Consider the following 18,989-nt stretch of genomic DNA (forward strand, 5'->3'; position numbering starts at 1 on the left):
TTTTTCAGGCGATTAAGCAAAGATAATATTCTGTATTTACGGGAAGATAAACAAAAAAAGTCCAGCAAACAGCATAAAATAACGATACATAAGGCGGAATAAAACGCTATATATCAGGTTAAAATTCTGCTTATTTTTCGATCCATGATGAATTGCTCTACCCTGTACCTTCCAGGAAAACGAATCCCCTGATGACCAGGCAAAAAACGGCGCTCCGCCTGGCGGGGAATTTGGATACACTGACGCATCCGTTTTAACTGGACTCACCGAGCATGAAATTGACCATTATTCGTTTACAACACTTCAGCGATCAGGATCGTATCGACTTAGGGAAAATCTGGCCGTCGCAGGATCTCGCGGCACTGGCGATAGATGAGAGCCATCGTATTTACGCCGCCCGCTTCAACGAGCGTCTGCTGGGAGCGGTACGTATTACGCTGAATGGCGTTGAGGGCGAACTCAGCGCGCTGTGCGTGCGTGAAGTGACCCGCCGTCGCGGCGTCGGGCAATATTTAGTGGAAGAAGCGCTAAAGGATAATCCAGAAATCACCAGTTGGCGGATTGCGGATGCCGGCGTGGAAGACCGCGGCGTGATGGCGGCGTTTATGCAGGCGCTGGGTTTTAGCGCGCAAACGGGCGGTTGGGTAAAAAATCAGTAAATAGACGAAAGAAGGCTGAACATTCCCGGATTGCGGCCGAACGCCTTACCCGGGCGACAAAAAACCAGACCGCACCAGCCTGTAGCCCGGGTAAGCGCAGCGCGACCCGGGAAGAAACCGCACCAATGCATCAACCCCGGTGCATTCCCCGGGTTGCGGCGTAACGCCTTACCCGGCCTACCGACTAAAAAAGGCAACTTACGTTGCCTTTTTGCTTTTACCTTTCTCCTCGCCTATGCGAAGAGGCAAGGATCAACTGATTTAACCCAGCATTTCGCGTTGCAGAAAGGCGTCAAGACCCGAAATCCCCGGGAGCTTACATCAGTAAGTGACCGGGGTTGAGGGGCGCAGACAACGCATCTGCGGCGCGAAAGGCGCAGGTTAAATTATTTGGCGTCGGTCGCTGTACCATTGGCATGCCAGGTAAACACACCGAATTCGAAGCCTTTCAGGTCGCCCTTCTCGTTCCAGGAGAGCGGCCCCATCACGGTCTCAACCGTTGCCCCTTTCAGGTATTTCGCGATTTCAGCCGGATCGTCAGACTGATTCAGGCCCGCTTCCAGCGACTGCAGCGCGGCATAGGTGGTCCACACGAACGCGCCGCTCGGATCCTGTTTCTTCGCCTTGATCGCATCCACAATCGGTTTGTTCGCCGGAACCTGGTCGTAGTTTTTCGGCTTGGTGACCAGCATACCTTCCGCAGAAGCGCCCGCGATATTAGACAGCGACACGTTGGCGACACCTTCCGGCCCCATAAACTGCGTTTTCAGGCCAGCGGCGCGAGACTGACGCAGGATCTGCCCCATCTCCGGGTGATAGCCGCCGTAGTAAACGAAGTCGATATTCTCTTTTTTCAGGCGCGCCACCAGGGTGGAGAAGTCTTTCTCGCCGGCGGTGATGCCATCAAAGAACACCACGTTGGCGCCACCCTTCTTCAGATTATCCTGTACAGCACGGGCCAGGCCTTCGCCGTACTGCTGCTTATCGTGAACAATCGCGATACGCTGTGGTTTCACGCTTTCCAGAATATATTTGGCGGCGGTTGGCCCCTGGTCGGAGTCCAGGCCGGTAGTGCGCAGAATCAGGTGATAGCCGCGAGCTGTCAGCTCCGGCGCGGTGGCCGCCGGGGTGATCATCAGCACGCCTTCATCTTCATAGATATCAGACGCCGGCTGGGTGGAAGAAGAGCACAGGTGGCCGATAACGTATTTGATACCGTCGTTAATCACTTTGTTGGCGACGGCAACCGCTTGTTTCGGGTCACAGGCGTCATCGTACTTTACCATCTGCAGCTTATTGCCTTTGATACCGCCTTTAGCGTTGATATCCGCAATAGCCTGCTCTGCGCCAGTGAACTCCTGGTCGCCGTACTGCGCTACCGGACCGGACATCGCGCCAACAACGGCCACTTTGATATCCTCGGCCATTGCCGCACCGCTCATGATTAAGGCAATACATCCTGCCAGTAACGCTTTACCCTTCATATTCATCCTGAGGCTCCCCATTATTATGGTTTTTGCATTTGTTGTGATGTTGTTTATTAGCGCATTGTTCTAATTAGACACATAAGTAAAGCATATGATAGTTAGATTAGGGTCTGCCGCCTGCGCTTTTGCAGCACACTATGCTAAACATACCGTCATTCAGGAGAATTGGAAACGATAAAATTGCGGAGTATGTAACAGATAAGTGACAAATAAAAACCCGCGCCGGAATAAACCGAACGCGGTGGCATGAGCGACGGTACTACCAGCCCGCAGGCAGGTAGCCAAAGGCGGAAGCAATGGCGTAGGCGGCGCTGCAAAGATAGAGCAATACGATGAAGATCTGGATTAAAGGATGCGTAATCAGCGCCGGGCAGGTCCAACCGGGATTGATATCACCCTGCCTGCGCGAGCCTTTAAGGATCAGGATCGGCATGATAGATAAAATCACCCCGCTAAATACCCCGGCAAAATAGAGCGCATTCACGAAGGATACCATCCCACTGTAGGCCAGAATGAAAGGCGGTACGGCGACCACTAACAGCACCTTAAAGCGTTTCAACGGCTGCTCGTCGTTTCCAAGGCGAAACTGATCGAAGATATTGGTCAGGAAGCTGCCGCCCAGCCCCCAATAGGAGGTCAGCATCGCGCAGAGCGCAAAAAGGTTTGCCGAGAAGAAGGCCCACTCGCCGAGCGCACGTCCCCAGGAAATGGTCGCCACATCAGAAATATTATCCAGCCCGCTTAATGCAATCACCGAGAGCGGGACCAGCGCCAGCAGGCAAAAGGTTAATAACATTCCCACCATAATGGCCTTCGGCAGTTTCTCCGGTTTATCAGCGAAACCGCGCGCCATTTCCGGCACGATATACTGCGCGGAGAAGCAGAACGCGACAACGTTAAATACCGGCACCATATACAGCCAGTTACCATCCAGCAAATAGCCGACGCTGGCGGTCTCTTTCAGCAACGTCGCGGCGACAAGTATGGTTATCATGACGACCATGCCGATACTGATAAATTTCTCGCCCCGGCCAATCGCCTTCAGGCCAAGATAAAGTACCCCGGCCGCCGGAATAAAAAACAGCGCGCTGCCGAGAGCCGGCGAGATACCGAATAACGAATGCAATAATTTACCGCTGCCGGTCATATAGGCCGTCAGCGCGCCGACGCTGTTGACGCAAACAGAGAGGAACATCATCAGCGCGCCAAAGCGGCCAACGTAGCGCTGCGACAGGCCGCTAAGCTGCAGATGCTTGCGCGTGCGCAGCGTCGACTCCGCTACGTAGAGCATGGTAATGGTCGTCAGACTACCGACCACAATCAGCCAAAACAGCAGCGGCAGAAAGCCCGCTTTGCTGGAGGCATAGGCGATGGATAGCACCCCAGCGCCGATATTGGTGCCGACGATCATCGACACGCCTTCAATGAAACTCAGGGATTTTGCAGGTACAGCGGTACGCTCCCGGCTCGTCAGAACCGAAGAAAAGGTGGAGTTGTCAGACATAATATTTTCCGTTTTATTCCGGCAGCGTGCGCTGCCGGAAAAAAGGTGATATCAGGGTGATAAACCACTCACGCTGAGCATGAATAACCAGTCTGCGGCCTCCTGTTTCTGTTCGGCTTCCGTGCCGCCGCAGCCTGACCGGGCGAAAAGTTAGCGCTTCAGCACGCGGGCCAGAATATCCAGCGCTTTCGTAAACTGCGCATCCGGAATCGTTAACGGATAGAGGAAGCGAATGACGTTGCCATAGACGCCGCAGCTCAGCAGCAGCAGGCCGTTCTCCTGGGCTTGTTGCTGGATTTGACGGGTGATCTCCGCCGACGGCTCCCCGGTTTGCGGATCGTTAAACTCCACCGCCACCATCGAGCCCTGACCGCGAACGTCAGCAATGGCCGGGCAGCTTTGACGCGCCTGATTCAACACCTCTTTCAGATGGCTGCCTAAGCGCTCAGCGCGCTGGCACAGCTGTTCTTCTTCAATCACGTCCAGCACCGCGTGCGCCGCCGCGACCGCCAGCGGGTTACCGGCATAGGTGCCGCCCAGGCCGCCCGGCGCAGGCGCATCCATCACCTCGGCGCGACCTACCACGCCGGAGAGCGGGAAACCGCCGGCCAGGCTTTTGGCCATCGTCATCAGGTCAGGCTTCACATCATAGTGCTGCATCGCAAATAGCTTACCGGTGCGCGCAAAGCCGGTTTGTACTTCATCGGCAATCAGCAGAATGCCGTGGGTATCGCACAGCGCGCGCAGCGCCTGCATAAACTCAGGCGGGGCAACGTTAAAGCCGCCTTCCCCCTGAATCGGCTCCAGCACAATCGCCGCCACCTGATCGGCCGCGATATCCGCTTTGAAAATGCGCTCCAGGCTCTTCATCGCGTCGGCGGTGGTAATGCCATGGGCGGCGTTAGGGTAGACGGCGTGATAAACCGAGCCCGGGAACGGGCCGAAACCAATCTTGTAAGGCGCCACTTTGCCGGTCAGCGCCATGGTCATAAACGTACGACCGTGGAAGCCGCCGCCGAAGGTAATCAACCCCGGACGGCCGGTATAAGCGCGCGCGATTTTCACCGCGTTTTCAACCGCTTCTGCCCCCGTGGTAAAAAAGGCGGTTTTCGCCGGACCGTCAATCGGCGCCAGTTCGTTAATCCGCTCGGCCAGCGTGACATAGCTTTCGTACGGGACAATCTGGTAAGCCGTGTGGGTAAAGGCCTGCAGCTGCTGTTCAACGGCGGCAACGATTTTTGGGTGGCGATGGCCGGTATTCAGCACCGCGATGCCGGCGGCGAAATCGATCACCTCATTCCCTTCAATATCCCACAGCGTAGCGTTCTCCGCTTTCTCAACAAAGTAGCTGCACATCACCCCTACGCCGCGTGGAGTCGCCTGCTGGCGACGCTGATTCAGTTCTGAACTTTTCACCGGGAATCTCCTGTCATGTGTGTCACGTTATCGCAACAAATCCGAAACTATGTCGTTTATTTACACAGGATTTGGCCCTATAATCGAGTACCAATTTAGATTATCTGAGGGATCCAATTGCGTTCGCTTATCGCAGACCTGGTGCTGGTCAGATTGCAGAAAGAAACCGATCCGCTCCTGCACAAGCGCCTTTACAAGGCGATTCGCCACGCCATTCTGGATGGTTCTCTCCCGCCCCATAGCCGACTGCCGCCGTCGCGGGATCTGGCGGGGGAACTAGGAATGTCTCGCAACACAATTTTAACAGTTTACGAACAACTCCTGGCTGAGGGGTACGTTGTGTCCCGTCGCGGCAGCGGCACTTTCGTGGCGAAAACGCTGCCCGATATGTTTCTTCCCGCCAGCAGCGCCAACGAAAGCCATCCCGCGCAGCCCCCCAGCGGGACTCTTTCCCGTCGCGGCCAACACCTGCTGGGGCACATCAGCGCCAGCCCGCGTCAGTGGGGGGCGTTTATCCCCGGCGTACCGGACGTCAATGCATTTCCCCACCCGCTGTTCAGTAAAATTCAGGCACGCATCAGCCGCCGTCCAAAACCCGAACAGCTCAGCTATAGCTGTAACGGCGGTACCGCCGAGCTGCAGCACGCGTTGGTGGACTATCTGAGAGTAGCGCGCGGCGTTCTGTGTCAGGCAGATCAAATTCTTATTACTGAAGGGATCCACCAGGCCATCGACCTGATCACCCGCATGCTGTGCGACCGCGGCGATCTCGCCTGGGTGGAGGAGCCTTCCTACTGGGGCATTCGCCACGTGTTGGCGATGAATGAAGTGCGGGCTGAGCCGATTGTGGTGGATGCCAGCGGCCTGTGCCCGCCCGAAAGCGTAGCCGAAGCGCCGCGGCTGATCTTCGTTACGCCATCCCATCAGTATCCCCTCGGCGCGGTAATGAGCCTTGAACGCCGACAGCGCCTGCTCACCCTAGCCCATCAGCACGGCAGCTGGATTGTGGAAGATGATTACGACAGCGAGTTTCGCTTTTCCGGCCAGCCGATCCCGGCGCTACAGGGCTTAGTCCCCGAAGCGCCGGTGGTCTACGTCGGCACGTTCAGTAAAACGCTCTACCCGGGGCTGCGGCTGGGCTACGTCGTGCTGCCTCGACCGCTTGCGGCTGAACTCAAAAACGCCCATGCCGAGCTCTACCGCGGCGGCCATTCGCTTATCCAGCTGGCGCTGGCGGAATTTATCAATGCCGGTCATTACTCGGCGCACATTCGTCGTATGCGCCTGCTCTACAGCCGCCGTCGCGTCTTTTTGACCGAACTGATTCAGCGGCACTGCGGAGCGCATGCGCTGTCGGACTTCAGCGACAATGCCGGACTGCATCTGATTCTGAATTTGCCGGATGAGGCAGATGACGTGGCGATTGCCCGCGATGCCAACGCGCGCAATATTTTAGTGCGTCCGCTGTCGCGCTATTACCTGACGGCGCAGCGGAAGAAAGGACTGTTGATGGGGTTTGCTTCGCAGCCGGAAACGCAGATGGAGCCAGCGTTCAACGTGCTGCTTGAGTGTCTGAACAGGCACTGCCCGCAGGCGCTGACGGAGGCAGAAAAACAAAACGCCCCAACGTAATGTGGGGCGTTATCGCGGGACTGGCGCGCAGATTAGGCTTCGATAGCGGCGCGCAGTTTTTTCATGGCGTTCTTTTCCAGCTGCCGTACTCGCTCGGCCGATACGCCGTAGCGATCCGCCAGCTCCTGCAGCGTGGACTTATTGTCTTCGTCCAGCCAGCGGGCGCGGATGATATCCTGGCTACGTTCGTCAAGACCCTGCATCGCGTCAGTCAGCTTATTCGCCGCCTGCTCTTCCCAGTTGTCGTCTTCAATGCCGTCGGCAAAGTTAGACGTTTTATCCTGCAGATAGAGCACCGGCGCCATCGGCTGGCTATCGGATTCATCATCCGACGACATGTCGAAGGTCATATCCTGCGCCGCCATACGTGACTCCATCTCACGCACGTCTTTGCTCGATACGCCCAGCTCGCGAGCTACCATTTCGACTTCGTCCTGGTTGAACCAGCCCAGACGCTGCTTAGTTTTACGCAGGTTAAAGAACAGCTTACGCTGCGCTTTCGTGGTCGCGACCTTCACAATACGCCAGTTACGCAGAACGTATTCATGAATCTCCGCTTTGATCCAGTGCACGGCGAAGGAAACCAGACGCACGCCCACTTCCGGGTTAAAACGGCGCACGGCTTTCATCAGGCCGATGTTGCCTTCCTGAATCAGATCCGCCTGCGGTAGGCCATAACCCGAGTAGTTACGAGCAATATGAACAACAAAGCGCAGGTGAGACAGGATCAGCTTTTTCGCTGCTTCCAGATCGCCCTGGTAATGCAGCTTTTCAGCAAGCTCCCGCTCTTCATCAGCCGACAACATCGGCCAAGTGTTAGCAGCCCGGATGTACGATTCCAGGTTACCAACGGGGGCTAAGGCTAAAGTTTGCATATCTTTGGTCATTCAAATCCTCTCAATCGATATCTTCTGGCACCATTCTGTCCTCACAGCGGAGCAACAAACATGCCAGCATTGATGAGCAACGAGAATATCACTCACATTAGTATCAGACAGTGATTTTATCCACAAGTTCCATGCAACGATGTGAATAGATTACGCACAAAATGTGACATGGTTATGAAGTTTAGGGAAGCGTCGACAGGGACTCTTTCCCTGCAGAGAGATATTCAGTGCAGGGAAAGATTATACCAGATTTTTACTACTCGGGAGTAAAGTGACGTAAATGTTGTACGGTTGCCAGCCAGGCGGCGACCCAGCCAATCATTGAGCAAACAATCAGCATCAGCAGGCACTCATCAAAGCCTAAGCCGCTGAGTTCAAACTGCGTGCCGAAGACTTTCGCCACTTCGGTGACCGCCGACGAAAGGCGCATGACCATAATTTCCGACAGGATCAGCGACAGAAACGCGCCGGAGAACCCCAGCAGCGCACCGCCGTAAAGAAAAGGACGCAGAATAAAGCCGTCGGTTGCGCCAATCAGTTTCTGCACGTTTATGGTATCGCGGCGGGCGAAAATGCTCAGACGCACGCTGTTACCGATCACCAGGAACACCGCCGCCACCATCAGTACGCCGATCATCGCCGACACGCGTCCGACCAGCCCGGTCAGCGACGAGAGGCGCGCAAACCAGCTATCATCCATTCGGACTTCATCAACGCCCTGAACATGACTCACGCGGTCGCGCAGCGTGTTCAGCGCTTCGACACTCTGGAAATCAATTTTCGGCACGACGATCGCCACCGCCGGCAGCGGGTTCTCTTCCAGCATATCCAGCGCGCCGCCGAAGCCTGACCAGTTGCGGAATTCGCCAAGGGCTTCATCGCGCGACAGATAGTTGACCTTCTCGACGCCCTGCTCCGCCTGCAGTTGACCGACTACCCGCGCAGCGGCATCGTCATCCAGCGTTTTCTCCAGATAGACGGTGATTTGCGGCGTGGGATAATACTGCGACGCCGCGGTGCTGACGTTTTTGTAGACCATGTAGCACACGCTTGGCAGGGTCAACGAAATGGCGATAACCATCACCGTCAGGAACGTCGCCAGCGGCGTGCTTTTCAGATCCTGCACCGCGCCATGCCAGGCATAGCGCACCTGTTCATTGAACACGTTGCTCTTGCGGGAAGCCGGATTCGGCGCCGCCTTAGGCCGCTTCGACGTATTGCGTCCACCGCTGCCGCCCGCTCCGCCCGCATTGCGGAAACGATCGAATCGATTGCCGAACCGGCGAATGTGGTTCATTGCCTCGCGCTTATTCACCGATATGGCCTCCATGCATATGCCCCTCGCTGAGGGACAGAACGCGATACGGACGACTGGAGATAAGCCCCAGATCATGCGTCGCCATCAGCACCGTCACCCCAACGCGGTTAAACTCTTCAAACAGACGTAAGATCCCTTCCGACAGCGCTTCGTCGAGGTTACCGGTCGGTTCATCCGCCAGCAGGACCGCTGGTTTGTTGACCACCGCGCGGGCGATACCCACGCGCTGTTGTTCCCCGCCTGAAAGCTGAATCGGCAGGTTTTTCGCTTTGTCCAGCAGCCCGACTTTATCCAGCGCCGCCGACACGCGACGGCGAATGTCATCGCCGCTGGCGCCGGCGATAATCAGCGGGATCGCCACATTATCGTAAACGGTACGGTCCATCAGCAGATGGTGGTCCTGGAAAATCATGCCAATCTGACGGCGCAAAAACGGCACTTCGCGGCTCTTCAGGCGGCTAATGTCATGGCCGCCGAAAAGGATTTTGCCGGCGCTGGGCCGCTCGATACCGCAGATAAGCTTCAGCAGGGTACTTTTCCCCGCGCCGGAATGGCCGGTCAGAAACGCCATCTCACCCGCCTGCAGGTGAAAAGTCACCCCCTGCAGCGCTTGTCTCCCACCGAGATAGGCTTTGCTGACTTGTTCAAAGCGAATCATTTTTAATCCTCTCGGGCAAAAAGTGCCTCAATAAAGTCGCCCGCATTAAACGGACGCAGATCTTCAATACGTTCGCCAACACCGATGTAGCGAATCGGAATACCGAACTGATCGGCAACCGAGAAGATAACCCCGCCCTTGGCGGTACCATCCAGCTTAGTCAAAGTGATACCGGTCAGTCCAACCGCCTCATGGAACAGTTTGGCCTGGCTAATCGCGTTTTGCCCGGTGCTGGCGTCAATGGTCAGCATGACCTCATGCGGCGCATCGACATCCAGTTTTTTCATGACGCGGACAATCTTCTTCAGTTCTTCCATCAGGTGCGATTTATTCTGCAGACGACCCGCAGTATCGGCAATCAGGACGTCAATGTTGCGCGCCTTCGCCGCCTGGATGGCATCGAAAATAACCGATGCCGAATCCGCGCCGGTATGCTGGGCAATCACCGGAATATTGTTGCGTTGACCCCACACCTGAAGCTGCTCTACCGCCGCCGCGCGGAAGGTATCGCCCGCGGCCAGCATCACCGATTTTCCCTGCTGCTCAAACTGACGCGCCAGCTTGCCGATGGTGGTGGTTTTACCGACGCCGTTGACGCCAACCATCAGAATTACAAATGGCGCCTTGCCTTCTACGTTCAGCGGCTCGTCCACCTTCGCCAGAATATCGCCCATCTCTTCTTTAAGCAGGCCGTACAGCGCCTCGGCGTCGCGCAACTGCTTGCGGCTGGCGTCGTTGGTAAGATTAGTGATGATCTTACGGGTGGTTTCCACGCCAACATCGGCAATCAGCAGCTGCTCTTCCAGCTCTTCAAACAGATCATCGTCGATTTTCTTGCCGCGGAACAGACTGATAAATCCGGAACCGAGGTTCTGCTTGGTTTTTATCAGGCTGCGTTTGAGGCGAGCGAAGAACCCTTCTTTGGTGGGTTTTTCCTGCTCTAACGGCGTCACCACGGTTTCGTCCGGCACCACTTCCACGGCGTTTTCCGCCGCATCGGCTGCAGCCAGCGCCTGCGCTTCCAGCTCTTCGTCGGTGATTTCGGCTTCTTCTACCGGCTCAACGATTTCCGGCTCTTCAATGACAGCTTCTTCACCCTTTTCAACAACGACAGCTTCCGGTTCGGCAATCACCTCTTCCGGCGTCAGCTCAACTATAGCTTCAGCCACTACCGGCTCGGCGATAGCTTCTTCAACTACAGGCTCAGCGACAATTTCATCAACCACAGGCGGTTCTGCAATCGTCTCAACCGCCGGGGAGTCGACAACCGCCTGCGGCTGTTCGCTCTCCACAACCTGCCCGGTCACCTCGACCACCTCGGCGGCAAAGGCTTCGGCATCCTGGTGCTCCGTCGCCGGCGCGTCGACCGTTTCCGGCGCAGCCGCAGGCGTTTCGCTTTCCGGAGCCTGTTCTTCAACCTCTTGCTGAGCTTCTACTTTTTGTTCTGCGTCGGTTTCCTGCGCCTGTTCTTTTTGACCAAAGCCCAGCCAGGAAAAGAAGCCACGTTTTTTGTCTTTCGCCATTTGCGACTACACTCCTCGCTGTTAATTCATGGCACAGCTTCGGCCTGTTGATAGCGGAAGCTGAAAAATGATGAAATTAGTCGGATAGTCTACCACTTAACTTAACTCGCATCACCGCCCCCGGATTAAGGTTTCGTCAACCGCTGGCGATCGTTAGAATAGCAGCCCGGAAGTTGAGACTTGAGCAAAGAAATGAAGAAACCAAACCACGCAGGCAGCGGTCAGATCCGTATTATCGGCGGGCAATGGCGAGGCCGTAAATTACCGGTGCCGGAGAGCCCGGGTCTGCGCCCGACCACCGACCGGGTGCGCGAAACGCTATTTAACTGGCTGGCGCCGTCGATCGTTGACGCGAGCTGCCTCGATTGCTTCGCCGGCAGCGGCGCGCTGGGCCTTGAAGCCCTCTCCCGCTACGCGGCTAACGCCACGCTGCTGGAAATGGAACGCGGCGTCGCGCAGCAGTTGCAAAAAAATCTGGCGACTCTCAAAGCCAGCAACGGCAAAGTCGTGAATACCAATACCTTAGCGTTTCTTGCTCAGGCGGGCACGCCGCATCACATCGTGTTTGTCGATCCCCCGTTTCGCAAAGGGCTGCTTGAAGAGACGCTAAAGCTGCTGGAAAACAACGGCTGGCTTAGCGATGAAGCGCTCATCTACATTGAAAGTGAAGTTGAAAACGGGTTACCGCCGGTGCCTGTAAATTGGCATCCGTACCGTGAGAAAGTGGCCGGACAGGTCGCCTACCGTCTCTATCAACGTGAGGCACAAGGAGAAAACCATGCTGATTAACTTTGGCCGCTTGCTGATGCTGTGCGTGTGGGCGTTTTTATTGCTGAATCTGTTCCAACCGTTCCCAAAGCCGCTCAATATCTTTGTTAACGTGGCGCTGATCTTTATGATTCTGATGCACGGCCTGCAGCTCACGCTGCTCAAGGCGACGCAGACGAAAGAGATGCCGCCGCTGGGGCGCTTCGAGCAAATTCGTATTTTCATCTTCGGCGTGTTCGAACTGGTCGCCTGGCAGAAAAAGCTCAAGGCGACCCTGAAGAAGAAATAAGGCCGAATAAAAGGTTCAGGGCTCGGGCGTAAAACCCATAAACCGCGAACCTTTATAGCTCAGTACGCCCTTATCGCCGACGCTTAGCGCATGATACTGCGGCGCCTGCAGACGAAAAACCACTTCCAGCCCGCCGCTTTCCGGCCTGAAGCTTGCTTCATAACGCATTTCGCTGCCGGCAGGCGTCACCGTCTGCTGGCGCGAACGGCGATCGTTAATCACCTTCTCCCGCTTATTGCTCACCACCACCCGTTTTTGCAACAGCGGCGCGGCATCGTTATCCATTTTTTCCCGACGCTGCTGCACATAGCGATACGACGCGGCAACCGCAATGATGGCAACGGCAACCATAAAAAACAGCGGAACTTTACTCATTCACCTTGCCCCCAGGAATTATCAGGAATAAGCATACTGTGGCTTGATTATCATTGTCATCTTCCTCTGCAAACCACTACACTGAGATTCAGTACTGTAAGTACAATCACTTACGTAATGATAACAGATACAGGGACTTACTATGCTTTGGTCATTTATTGCTGTCTGTTTCTCCGCATGGCTTTACGTCGATGCGTCTTATCGTGGGCCAGCCTGGCGTCGCTGGGTGTTTAAACCCGTCACGCTGATCCTGCTTCTGTTACTGGCCTGGCAAGCGCCGATGTTTAACGCCATCAGCTATCTGGTGCTGGCGGGGCTTTGCGCCTCGCTGGTCGGCGACGCGCTGACCCTGCTGCCGCGGCAGCGGGTAATGTACGCCGTGGGGGCATTCTTTCTCTCGCATCTGCTCTACACCATCTGGTTTGCCAGCCAGCTGACGCTATCTTTCTTCTGGCCGCTGCCGCTGGTGCTGCTGATCCTCGGCGCGCTGCTGCTGGCGATTATCTGGACGCGTCTGGAAGAGATGCGGATGCCGGTGTTTACCTTTATCGCGATGACGCTGGTGATGGTCTGGCTGGCCGGGGAGCTGTGGTTCGCCCGCCCGACGGATACCGCCCTGTCCGGCTTCGCTGGCGCGGCATTCCTGCTGCTCGGCAACGCGGTCTGGCTGATCAGCCATTATCGCCGCCGCTTCCGCGCTGACAACGCGATCTCCTCGGCATTTTACTTCGCCGGGCACTTCCTGATCGTCCGCGCGCTTTATTTGTAATTAAGCGCTTGACTCTGGAGTCGACTCCAGAGTGTATCCTGCGGGTAATGAGAAAATTATCATTACCCGGAGGGTCCCATGTCGGCTCCAGAATCGCAGGATAAAAAAGTCCCACACTTCTCATCGTTAAAATTTACCCCTGCCGCGCAGCCGGCGGAAAGCTGCTGCGCGGACCACGCCTGCAGCAGCGAAACCACCGAGGAAAACGAGGCTCTGAGGCACGCACGCTTTAGTTGGCTGGTAGAAGGCATGGATTGCGCAGCCTGCGCGCGCAAGGTCGAAACCGCCGTTCGCCAGGTACCGGGGGTCAGCCAGGTGCAGGTACTGTTCGCCACCGAAAAGCTGCTGGTCAACGCCGAGGGCGATGTTGGTCCGCGAATCGAAAGCGCCGTGCGCGCCGCGGGCTATCAGCTGCGTGATGAAAACGCGCCACGGGCAGAAGAGTCCACCTCGTGGCTGCGCGAGAATCTGCCGCTCATCACGCTGGTCATCATGATGGGACTAAGCTGGGGGCTGGAGCAGTTCAGCCCGCCTCTGGGCGAAATCGCCTTCATCGCAACCACGCTGGTCGGCCTGTGGCCGGTCGCCCGGCAAGCGATACGCCTGATCAGAAGCGGAAGCTGGTTCGCCATTGAAACCCTGATGAGCGTCGCAGCCATCGGCGCGCTGTTTATCGGCGCCACCGCCGAAGCGGCGATGGTCCTGCTACTGTTTTTAATCGGCGAACGTCTTGAGGGATGGGCTGCCAGCCGCGCGCGGCAAGGCGTCAGCGCATTGATGGCGCTGAAGCCCGACACGGCAATCCGCGTGCGCGATGGCGTGCGTGAAACCGTAGCCCAGCGCGACCTGCGCCCCGGCGACGTGATTGAAGTCGCCGCCGGAGGCCGCCTCCCTGCCGATGGCCAGCTACTCTCCCCCTTCGCCAGCTTCGATGAGAGCGCTTTGACCGGTGAATCCGTACCGGTAGAGCGTAACGCCGGGGAACGCGTAGCGGCCGGCGCCACCAGCGTCGATCGTCTGGTACAGCTGACGGTGATCTCCGAACCGGGCGACAGCGCTATCGATCGTATTCTTAAGCTGATTGAAGAAGCGGAGGAGCGCCGCGCGCCGATTGAACGCTTTATCGATCGCTTTAGCCGCATCTATACCCCGGCGATTATGGTCGTCGCCCTGCTGGTGGCCATTGTTCCGCCGCTGCTGTTTGCGGGCGCCTGGCTGCCGTGGATCTATAAAGGCTTAACGCTGCTGCTGATTGGCTGTCCGTGCGCGCTGGTGATCTCCACCCCGGCGGCAATTACCTCCGGGCTGGCGGTAGCGGCACGACGCGGCGCGCTGATTAAAGGCGGCGCGGCGCTGGAGCAGCTCGGCCGCGTGCGCCAGGTGGCGTTTGATAAAACCGGTACCCTGACCATCGGCCAGCCGCGCGTCACTGCGGTGATGGCGACCGCAGACATCAGCGAAAACGATCTGCTGGCGCTCGCGGCCGCCGTGGAGCAAGGCTCCAGCCACCCGTTAGCCCAGGCTATCGTGCGTGAGGCAGAACAGCGCCGGCTGGTCATTCCGTCGGCAAGCGATCAGCGCGCGCTGGCCGGATCCGGCATTGAGGCTCAGGTTGAAGGACGCCAGGTGCTGATTTGCGCCGCCGGTAAAACTCGCGATCCGCAGTACGATGAACCTATTCAGCAGCTGGAGAGCGCCGGGCAAACCGTGGTGCTGGTAATGCGCGATAAGACGCTGCTGGGGATTCTGGCGCTGCGCGATACGCTTCGCGATGATGCCCGTCAGGCGGTGGATGAGCTCCATCAGTTGGGCGTTCAGGGAGTGATACTGACCGGCGATAATCCACGTGCGGCGGCGGCTATCGCTAACGAGCTGGGACTGGCGTTCCGCGCCGGGCTGCTGCCCGCGGACAAAGTGCAGGCGGTGATAGCGCTTAATGCCCAGTCGCCGCTGGCCATGGTCGGCGACGGTATCAACGATGCGCCGGCGATGAAAGCGGCGACGATAGGTATCGCGATGGGCAGCGGCACCGACGTTGCTCTGGAGACCGCCGATGCGGCATTGACCCATAACCGCCTGACCGGGCTGGCGCAGATGATTTCGCTGGCGCGCGCCACCCACGCCAATATCCGGCAGAACATCGCCATTGCTTTGGGTCTGAAGGGCATTTTCCTCGTCACCACCTTGCTCGGCCTGACCGGCCTGTGGCTGGCGGTGCTGGCTGATACCGGGGCGACGGTGCTGGTCACCGCTAACGCGCTGCGGTTGCTGCGTAAAAAATGAGGGCAAGCCCCGGGGGCGGCGCTTGACGCGCCTTGCCCGGGCTACGGATGAGTGCGGTCTGGTTTTTTGTAGCCCGAATAAGGCGTTAGCCGCCATCCGGGAAATCACTGGCTGCGAACTCTGCATACTTTCCCCGGGGGCGGCGCTTGACGCGCCTTGCCCGGGCCACGGATGAGTGCGGTCTGGTTTTTTGTAGCGCGGATAAGGCGTTAGCCGCCATCCGGGAAATCACTGGCTGCGAACTTTGCATGCTTTCCCCTGGGGCGGCGCTTGACGCGCCTTGTCCGGGCTACAGGTTAGTGCGGTCTGTTTTTTGTAGCCCGGATAAGGCGTCAGCCGCGATCCGGGGAGGCCTGGCTCAGTGGCTTTTACGAATCAGATAGCGGTACGGCAGCGCCTCGGTTTCCTGCGCCAGTAGCTCATGCTCCATAAAGCGGCAGAAACCGGGAATATCGCGGGTGGTCGCCGGATCGTCGGCCACGATTAGCAGCGTCTCGCCCACCGGCATCGTACGCACGGTCTTGCGCACCATCATCACCGGTTCCGGGCAACGAAGCCCCTGTGCATCAAGCGTATGGTCAGGGCTGGAGAAAAGTTCGCTCATTTTCATCTCACATTAACAAAACGGCCTTAGTTTACCCCCAGTTCGCCAGTACGCAAGCCAGGTTAACGTTTGCGCGAAAAACAACCATTGCATTACGCACGCAACGCAGTATCATGCAGCCGTTTTTATTGGGTTCCCTCACCCCAACTCTCTGGCCCTAAATCATTCGAGTTGCAGAAAGGCGACGACGCAGCGAATTTCCAGGAGCTTACATCAGTAAGTGACTGGGATGAGCGAGGAAAGTTAACGCATCTGCAGCTTGAAGAATAACGGGCATAAAAAGGTCACAATATGAGTCCGTTTACTACCGTACAGCGTAAAAAAGCGCTGATCTGGCTATCGCTTTTCCATCTGCTGGTCATCACTTCCAGTAACTATCTGGTGCAGCTACCAATCTCCATCTTTGGTTTTCATACCACCTGGGGCGCGTTCAGCTTTCCGTTTATTTTCCTCGCCACCGATCTGACGGTACGCATTTTCGGCGCTCCGCTGGCGCGACGCATTATCCTCGCGGTGATGATCCCGGCGCTGCTGATCTCCTACGGGGTTTCCGCGCTGTTCTACATGGGCGAGTGGCAGGGCTTTGCCGCCTTAACCAGCTTTAACCTGTTTGTCGCTCGTATCGCCGCCGCCAGCTTTATGGCCTACGCGCTGGGGCAAATCCTTGACGTCCACGTCTTTAACCGCCTGCGTCAGAGCCGCCGCTGGTGGCTGGCGCCCACGGCATCCACCCTTTTCGGTAACATCAGCGATACGCTGGCCTTCTTCTTTATTGCCTTCTGGCGCAGCCCGGACCCGTTTATGGCAGCGCACTGGGGGGAAATCGCCATCGTCGATTATTGCTTCAAAGTGCTGATTAGCATCGTATTCTTCCTGCCGATGTACGGCATGTTGTTGAATATGCTGCTGAAAAAACTGGCAGATAAATCTGATTTATCCGCATTGCAGCCAGGTTAAGAGTACTCGCGAAACGATGTGATAAGATAAGCGAATGAGCCGTTAATGGCCGTTTATCGAAAGGAAGATGTCAATGCGCAATTTGGTTAAATATGTCGGTATTGGCCTGCTGGTTATGGGGCTTGCTGCCTGTGATAACAGCGATACCAAAACGCCGACTGCCGGGGCTGCTGCGGAAAGCAACGCCAGCGGGCAACCTATTAGTCTGCTGGATGGCAAACTGAGCTTCTCCCTGCCTGCCGGTATGACCGACCAGAGCGGCAAGCTGGGCACCCAGGCCAACAATATGCACGTCTACTCTGATGCCACCGGACAAAAAGCGGTGATCGTGATTATTGGCGACAATACCAACGAAGAGCTGGCGGTGATGAGCCAGCGCCTGGAAGAGCAGCAGCGCAGCCGCGACCCGCAGCTGCAGGTCGTGAGCAATAAATCCATTGAGCTCAAAGGCCACACCCTGCAACAGCTGGACACCATCATCTCCGCTAAGGGCCAGACTGCCTGGTCTTCCGTGCTTCTCGGCAAGGTTGATGACAAACTGCTGACGCTGCAGATCACGCTGCCAGCGGACAACCAGCAGCAGGCTCAGACCGAAGCGGAAAACATTATCAACACCCTCGTCATCCAGTAACTACTGGCCTGACGCCGCGGCCTCCGGTTCATTGACCGGGGGCCGTTTTTTTAATCGCCATCCCAGCAGCAGCGCTACCGCGACCAGCCCCGCCGTCGCCAGATAGATCGATGAAATTCCCGCCCACGCCATCAGCAGCCCGGCCAGCGGGCCGGTGATCCCCAGCGAGAGATCCATAAATACCGTATAGGTTGCCAGCGCCGACCCCTGGTTGTGCTGCGGCACCGCCTTCACCGCCACCACGCCAAGCGCCGGGAACACCAGCGAAAAACCGGCTCCGGCAAAGAAAGTACCGATTTTCGCCATCAGCGGCGTCTCCGCCAGGCCCACTAACAGCAGCCCGATAATCTCGACGACAAAACAGATCATCGCCACGTTCAGCCCACCGAGGCGATTAATTCCGTTGGGAAACAGCAGGCGAGTGCCGACAAAGGCGCAGCTAAACAGCGTCAGGGCGAAGGCCGCGCCGTCCCAGCCTTTGGCATCATAAAACAGGGTGATAAAGGTGGCGATAACGCCGAAACCCGCCGATGCGAGGGCCAGCGCCATGCCGTAGAGCCAGACGCGCCCCAGCACCGCGCGAAACGACATCGCTTTACCCTTACCCGCTTTTACCGCCGCCCGCGGCAACGCGCACAGCACCGCCACCAGCGCAACCACCATAATCGTCAACGCCAGACCGTGCAGGCCAATCAGCGAGTAACAGAGCACCCCGAGCGGCGCGCCCATCGCCATCGCCCCGTAGGTCACAATCCCGTTCCAGGAAATAACCCGCCCGATATGCAGCGAACCGACTACCCCTACGCCCCACAGCGTTGAGCCGGTGCCCGCAAAGCTCTGCCCGATGCCGAGAATAATGCGCCCCAGACACAACAGCGCCAGGCTAACCACGGGCCAGTCGCCGCAGAACGCCGCCAGCAGATAGCACAGTCCGCTCAGAAAGCAGCCGCACAGGCCAAAAACAACGATTTTTTTCGGGCCCAGCAGATCGGCATAGCGCCCGGCGTGAGGGCGGCTGAGCAGCGTAGCAAAATACTGCAGGCTAATCACCAGCCCGGCCCAGAAGGCGCTATACCCCATTACATCATGAACATAGCCGGGCAATACCGCCAGCGGCAGGCCTATGGTCAGGTAGCTGGCAAAGTTAAAGATAACGACAGAGACAATCCGCAGATTGAGGCGCAATCCATTAAGCGCCGGTTCAGCGACGGTTTCGGGCATCGGGTTCC

18 protein-coding genes are annotated in these 18,989 nt (G+C 57.2%); 8 read left to right on the forward strand and 10 right to left on the reverse strand.

Features of this window, described 5'->3' with window-relative positions; all coding sequences use genetic code 11:
* The first annotated feature begins 272 nt into the window (after window positions 1–272).
* Window positions 273–659 (forward strand): aspartate 1-decarboxylase autocleavage activator PanM, encoded by a 387-nt coding sequence (panM, locus tag ABLV11_RS04525; RefSeq protein ID WP_004116081.1) that lies wholly within the window; start codon window positions 273–275, stop codon window positions 657–659.
* Between the two features lie 386 nt (window positions 660–1,045).
* Here panM and ABLV11_RS04530 read toward each other — a convergent pair whose 3' ends face one another.
* From ABLV11_RS04530 to ABLV11_RS04540, 3 genes are all read right to left on the reverse strand, one after another.
* Window positions 1,046–2,149 carry a branched-chain amino acid ABC transporter substrate-binding protein gene (locus ABLV11_RS04530; RefSeq protein ID WP_016807580.1) on the reverse strand — a complete coding sequence of 368 codons (1,104 nt, stop codon included), beginning with the start codon at window positions 2,147–2,149 and terminating at the stop codon, window positions 1,046–1,048.
* 256 nt (window positions 2,150–2,405) lie between these two features.
* Entirely contained in the window at window positions 2,406–3,650 is a 1,245-nt protein-coding gene (locus ABLV11_RS04535; protein WP_004106549.1) for an amino acid permease, read from the reverse strand.
* Window positions 3,651–3,800: 150 nt separating this feature from the next.
* Window positions 3,801–5,066: a 4-aminobutyrate--2-oxoglutarate transaminase gene (locus ABLV11_RS04540; RefSeq protein WP_004116085.1), complete on the reverse strand. Its 1,266-nt coding sequence runs from the start codon at window positions 5,064–5,066 to the stop codon at window positions 3,801–3,803.
* A gap of 117 nt (window positions 5,067–5,183) precedes the next feature.
* On the opposite strand from ABLV11_RS04540, the gene ABLV11_RS04545 reads away from it, so the two are divergent.
* Window positions 5,184–6,698, forward strand: coding sequence for a PLP-dependent aminotransferase family protein (locus ABLV11_RS04545; protein WP_017145296.1), 1,515 nt, complete (start codon window positions 5,184–5,186; stop codon window positions 6,696–6,698).
* A gap of 32 nt (window positions 6,699–6,730) precedes the next feature.
* On the opposite strand, the gene rpoH is transcribed toward ABLV11_RS04545, so the two are convergent.
* The 4 genes from rpoH to ftsY all read right to left on the reverse strand — a co-directional run bounded on the left by rpoH (window position 6,731) and on the right by ftsY (window position 11,084).
* Window positions 6,731–7,585, reverse strand: coding sequence for an RNA polymerase sigma factor RpoH (rpoH, locus tag ABLV11_RS04550; protein ID WP_004106554.1), 855 nt, complete (start codon window positions 7,583–7,585; stop codon window positions 6,731–6,733).
* A 256-nt stretch (window positions 7,586–7,841) separates the two neighbouring features.
* Window positions 7,842–8,900, reverse strand: coding sequence for a permease-like cell division protein FtsX (gene ftsX, locus ABLV11_RS04555; RefSeq protein WP_024274786.1), 1,059 nt, complete (start codon window positions 8,898–8,900; stop codon window positions 7,842–7,844).
* Entirely contained in the window at window positions 8,893–9,561 is a 669-nt protein-coding gene (gene ftsE, locus ABLV11_RS04560) for a cell division ATP-binding protein FtsE (RefSeq protein WP_004106557.1), read from the reverse strand. The genes ftsX and ftsE overlap by 8 nt, the downstream gene beginning before the upstream one ends.
* Window positions 9,562–9,563: 2 nt before the next feature.
* Window positions 9,564–11,084 carry a signal recognition particle-docking protein FtsY gene (ftsY, locus tag ABLV11_RS04565; RefSeq protein ID WP_064356220.1) on the reverse strand — a complete coding sequence of 507 codons (1,521 nt, stop codon included), beginning with the start codon at window positions 11,082–11,084 and terminating at the stop codon, window positions 9,564–9,566.
* Window positions 11,085–11,276: 192 nt separating this feature from the next.
* On the opposite strand from ftsY, the gene rsmD reads away from it, so the two are divergent.
* Window positions 11,277–11,873 carry a 16S rRNA (guanine(966)-N(2))-methyltransferase gene (gene rsmD, locus ABLV11_RS04570; protein WP_004106572.1) on the forward strand — a complete coding sequence of 199 codons (597 nt, stop codon included), beginning with the start codon at window positions 11,277–11,279 and terminating at the stop codon, window positions 11,871–11,873.
* The gene (locus ABLV11_RS04575) at window positions 11,863–12,141 is read left to right on the forward strand and encodes a DUF1145 family protein (protein WP_004106574.1); all 279 of its coding nucleotides are present in this window, start codon (window positions 11,863–11,865) and stop codon (window positions 12,139–12,141) included. Before rsmD ends, ABLV11_RS04575 begins: the two co-directional genes overlap by 11 nt.
* A 15-nt stretch (window positions 12,142–12,156) precedes the next feature.
* Here ABLV11_RS04575 and ABLV11_RS04580 read toward each other — a convergent pair whose 3' ends face one another.
* Window positions 12,157–12,516: a DUF2500 domain-containing protein gene (locus tag ABLV11_RS04580; protein WP_004106576.1), complete on the reverse strand. Its 360-nt coding sequence runs from the start codon at window positions 12,514–12,516 to the stop codon at window positions 12,157–12,159.
* 142 nt (window positions 12,517–12,658) lie between these two features.
* On the opposite strand from ABLV11_RS04580, the gene ABLV11_RS04585 reads away from it, so the two are divergent.
* Window positions 12,659–13,285 (forward strand): lysoplasmalogenase, encoded by a 627-nt coding sequence (locus ABLV11_RS04585; RefSeq protein WP_004106578.1) that lies wholly within the window; start codon window positions 12,659–12,661, stop codon window positions 13,283–13,285.
* A gap of 78 nt (window positions 13,286–13,363) precedes the next feature.
* A complete protein-coding gene (zntA, locus tag ABLV11_RS04590) occupies window positions 13,364–15,568 on the forward strand; it encodes a Zn(II)/Cd(II)/Pb(II) translocating P-type ATPase ZntA (protein ID WP_126488093.1) in 2,205 nt (734 codons plus the stop codon).
* Between the two features lie 358 nt (window positions 15,569–15,926).
* Here zntA and tusA read toward each other — a convergent pair whose 3' ends face one another.
* On the reverse strand, window positions 15,927–16,172 hold the full coding sequence (tusA, locus tag ABLV11_RS04595; RefSeq protein WP_004106582.1) for a sulfurtransferase TusA: 246 nt from the start codon (window positions 16,170–16,172) through the stop codon (window positions 15,927–15,929).
* Between the two features lie 291 nt (window positions 16,173–16,463).
* Here tusA and ABLV11_RS04600 point away from each other — a divergent pair, with 291 nt between their 5' ends.
* Both ABLV11_RS04600 and ABLV11_RS04605 read left to right on the forward strand, forming a co-directional pair.
* The gene (locus tag ABLV11_RS04600; protein ID WP_004106584.1) at window positions 16,464–17,129 is read left to right on the forward strand and encodes a 7-cyano-7-deazaguanine/7-aminomethyl-7-deazaguanine transporter; all 666 of its coding nucleotides are present in this window, start codon (window positions 16,464–16,466) and stop codon (window positions 17,127–17,129) included.
* Between the two features lie 73 nt (window positions 17,130–17,202).
* Complete coding sequence (locus tag ABLV11_RS04605) at window positions 17,203–17,760, forward strand: DcrB family lipoprotein (RefSeq protein WP_126488092.1); 558 nt, start codon at window positions 17,203–17,205, stop codon at window positions 17,758–17,760.
* Here ABLV11_RS04605 and ABLV11_RS04610 read toward each other — a convergent pair whose 3' ends face one another.
* A complete protein-coding gene (locus ABLV11_RS04610) occupies window positions 17,761–18,981 on the reverse strand; it encodes an MFS transporter (RefSeq protein ID WP_064356218.1) in 1,221 nt (406 codons plus the stop codon).
* Between the last annotated feature and the right edge of the window lie 8 nt (window positions 18,982–18,989).

Origin of the sequence: Klebsiella sp. GW_Kp181 (assembly GCF_040062315.1) — a bacterium.
GTDB classification, from domain to species: domain Bacteria; phylum Pseudomonadota; class Gammaproteobacteria; order Enterobacterales; family Enterobacteriaceae; genus Klebsiella; species Klebsiella oxytoca.